Source organism: Sulfitobacter sp. HI0129 (assembly GCF_001635395.1).
GTDB lineage: Bacteria > Pseudomonadota > Alphaproteobacteria > Rhodobacterales > Rhodobacteraceae > Sulfitobacter.
Map to the genome: position 1 here is coordinate 1 of NZ_LWGH01000678.1, position 3391 is coordinate 3391.

5 protein-coding genes are annotated in these 3391 nt (G+C 64.4%); 2 read left to right on the plus strand and 3 right to left on the minus strand.

Translation table 11 applies throughout. From position 1 onward, the window contains the following. Window positions 1-199: flagellar biosynthetic protein FliR (locus A3764_RS17210; RefSeq protein ID WP_201722457.1), on the plus strand; the 199-nt coding region annotated here is incomplete at its 5' end. A 4-nt stretch (window positions 200-203) separates the two neighbouring features. Beyond that, a complete protein-coding gene (gene flhB / locus A3764_RS17215; protein ID WP_067925812.1) occupies window positions 204-1322 on the plus strand; it encodes a flagellar biosynthesis protein FlhB in 1119 nt (372 codons plus the stop codon). 15 nt (window positions 1323-1337) lie between these two features. Here flhB and A3764_RS17220 read toward each other — a convergent pair whose 3' ends face one another. From A3764_RS17220 to A3764_RS17230, 3 genes are all read right to left on the minus strand, one after another. Further along, on the minus strand, window positions 1338-2012 hold the full coding sequence (locus tag A3764_RS17220; RefSeq protein WP_067925815.1) for a hypothetical protein: 675 nt from the start codon (window positions 2010-2012) through the stop codon (window positions 1338-1340). Continuing rightward, window positions 2009-2398 (minus strand): hypothetical protein, encoded by a 390-nt coding sequence (locus tag A3764_RS17225; RefSeq protein ID WP_067925818.1) that lies wholly within the window; start codon window positions 2396-2398, stop codon window positions 2009-2011. Before A3764_RS17225 ends, A3764_RS17220 begins: the two co-directional genes overlap by 4 nt. After that, window positions 2379-3391: flagellar motor switch protein FliM (locus tag A3764_RS17230; protein WP_236628234.1), on the minus strand; the 1013-nt coding region annotated here is incomplete at its 5' end. The genes A3764_RS17230 and A3764_RS17225, both read right to left, overlap by 20 nt.

Here is a 3391-nt window from a genome sequence, read left to right on the forward strand (position 1 = left end):
GCCCTTCTACATTGCGGGGCTGGTGCTCAACGTCGGGATGGGTCTGGCGAACCGCATGATGGCGACCCTGCAGGTCTTCTTCATCGCCCAGCCCTTGCTGATCGGTTCGGCACTGGCCTTGCTGGTTCTCGCGATCCCGACCATGATGCGCGGGTTCCTCGAACCCTTCGCGGAATGGCTGCAAACCTACGGATTCTGAAACCATGTCGGAAGAAGACAAGAGTTCAAAGACCGAGGAACCGACCGAGAAGAAATTGCGCGATGCGCGCAAGAAGGGCGATGTTCCGCAATCCCGCGAAACCGGCACCGCCATGGTGGTGTTCGCGCTGCTGATGATCCTGATCTTCATTCTGCCCACGACTTCCGGCAGGCTGGTCGACGCGCTCAGCGCGCCGCTGACCGGGGCGGGGCTTGCCGCCGTTGGCGATGGCGGCGCGGGCCTGTCGGACACGGGCAACATGCTGCAATCGCTTGGCTTCTCAGTCGGGCTGGCCATGCTGCCGATCGTGGGCATCATGGTGCTGGCCGCGCTCTTTGGCGTGATGGTGCAGGGCGAAACCGTCGTGGCCGCCGAACGGATCAAGCCGAAACTGTCGAAACTCAACCCCCTTTCCGGGTTCAAGCGGCTCTTTTCGGCGGATGCTTTCGTCGAATTCCTCAAGAACACCGGCAAGGTGCTGGTGATCGGGGTGATCACCGTCTGGGCCGTGCGGGACCTCGCACAGTCGCTGGGGCAGACACAGAATTTCCTGCCGGAGCAACTGCCCGCCTTCACGCTCGACTCGGTACGCTGGATATTCCTTGTCACCACCGTCTTTCTGGTGCCGATCGCGCTGGCTGACATCCTGTGGAAACGGTCCCAGTGGAAGAAGAAACAGATGATGAGCCTCAAGGAGGTCCGGGACGAGCACAAGGACAGCGAAGGCGATCCGCAGATCAGGGCCCGGCGGGCCGAGCTGCGCCGCGCCCGGGCGCGCCAGCGCATGGCGCAGGCGGTGCCGACCGCCAGCGTGATCCTGACCAACCCGACCCATTACGCCGTCGCGCTGCGCTACGAACAGGGCAAGGATGACGTGCCCCTCTGCGTGGCCAAGGGTGCGGATGTCATGGCCGCGCGCATCCGCGAAATCGCGCGGGAGCATGACATTCCGATGATCGAGAACCGCCCCCTCGCCCGCGCCCTCCATGCGAGCGTCGAAGTCGATGAACGCGTGCCGGTCGAACACTGGCAGGCGGTGGCGGAGATTATCGGCTACGTGATGGATCTGCGCCGCAACAACAGGCGCACCCCCCCCGAAGGGTCCACCTTGCGCGAAGAATGAAGGCGCGCGCCCCGCTCAGCGCAGGCGCAGCCCCTCAAGGTTGCGGTCGGCGGGCAGCTTCGATTGTTCCAGAATGATCTTGGTGATCAACCGCGCGCGGACGAGGCTCAGTTCGCCCACCACCTGCGCCGCGTCCCGTTCGGGCATAGCACCGATCACCAGCACGGCGGTCTCGATATCGATCTCGTCCATGATACCGGCCGCGACCTGCGGCTTCATGTTGCGATACAGTTCGACCAGTTTGGTCATGTCCTGATTGTTCGCCTTTTCGATCCGCTCCAGCTGCGCGGCGATCTCATCGCGTACCTCGGCGAGGCGTTCCTGTTCGGTCCGCAGGCTTTCCTCGGCCAGCGCGATGCGCGCCTCCCGGTCGGAAAGCTCCTTGCGCTGAACCTCCAGCAATCCGCGTTCCTCGGCGATGGCGGCGGCGATGGCTTCGCCCGGCTCGCACATACCGCTTTCACCCGGCTGGCTGGCGTCTGCCGATAGGTCGGACGACATGTCGGTGACTTCGGGCGCCGGGGCCGCCATCGCCGCCATGACCAGCCGTTCGGGCCGGGGCTGGGACAGGCCCGCATCCTGCTGCGCGCCCATGAATAAATCGGCGGGCACCAGATCAACGGAAACTTTCAACACCCCGGCGAGGCCAAGTCCCAGAAGGGCAAGCTTGGGGACGGAGAGGATGCTCATTCCTTGCGCTCCTTGGTAATGTCGAAGAACGTCCGGACGAGGTCCGATTTACCCGGGACGGAGGCCTGCCCGCGTACGGGCGCCTTTTCACGCGCGGCAGCGAGCCGTTCGGCAGGCGAAGCAACCGGGGCAGGCTGGGCCGCTTTGCCCCCAGGCCCCTTGCGGGACAGGGGCGGATCGGGCCGCCGCGCATCTTCGGAGATCCTGCGCAGGTCTTCCACCGATTTGGCGGACTGATCCACCGCGCTGGAAAAGGCACCGACCATCGGCTCCATCTCCCGCAAGGTTTCCATCAACTTGCGCACGCGCCGGTCCAGCACGACCCCATAGCCGAGCGTTCCGACCAGCAGAACGACGATCACGATGTCAATCAGCCCCGGCAGCATCCTCGTCCTCCTCCTCTTCGTCGCGGGCGTTCTGCTTCAGCAGCATCTGCGTCACGCGCAGCGCCAGCGAGCCGTTGGTGCGCTGACCAAAGGACGCCTGAAACATCGCCTGTTCGTTGACCATCCCCACTACCGGCTGATCCAGCGTCATGCCAAGGTCGATCACATCGCCCGGTTTCCAGCGCATCACGTCGTGCAGGGGGATCGGCAGTTCGCGCAGCAAGGCGGTGATCTTCACGGTCGTGCCCGATATTTGCGAATTGATCTCGTTGCGCCAACCGCTATCGCCCCCCGGTCGCCCGCCGAGGTACGGTTGCGCCAGCAACGCCCCCACCTCTTCCAGCGCGCCATAGGGCAGGATGAGCGACAGATGCCCGTCGCGCTCGTCGATCCTGAGCCGCAGTCGCACCCGCAGCGTGGCCGTCCCCGGCGGGACCAGCACCACCGATCTGGGGTTCGTTTCCAGCGTCCGGATGTCGAAATGAACCGGGCTGATCCCGGCGCAGCACCCCTCGAACGCCGTGAGCGCCAGTTCCGCCAGCTGGCCGCCGATCCGCTTTTCGAAGGCGGTAAAGCTGCGCGGCACCCATTTCGCACGCGCGGTTCTGCGCCCGCCCAGCATCACTTCGAGGATGGTGAACAGAAGGTCGGGCTCCACCGCGCAGGCAAGCCTGCTTTTCCAGCCCTCCGCCACCGTGACGGCGATAAGCGACGGGGTGCAGGTAGCCTCCATCGCGTCTTCATAGGTCATGTAATCCATCGAGATCAGATCGATCTCGGGCGTGATGGAGCAATAGGATTTGAACTCGGGCGCCAGCGCCAGCACCAGCCGGTCGATGATCATTTCCAGCGTCGGCATGGGCTGGAAACTCTCCCGCGCCTGCCGGATCATCGCTTCTTCGATACGTTCGTCTTTCGCGCCCTGCGCCATCTTTACTGCACCACCATGTCCGAAATCAGGATCTCGGCGGGCGCGTCGCTGTTGCCCACGGC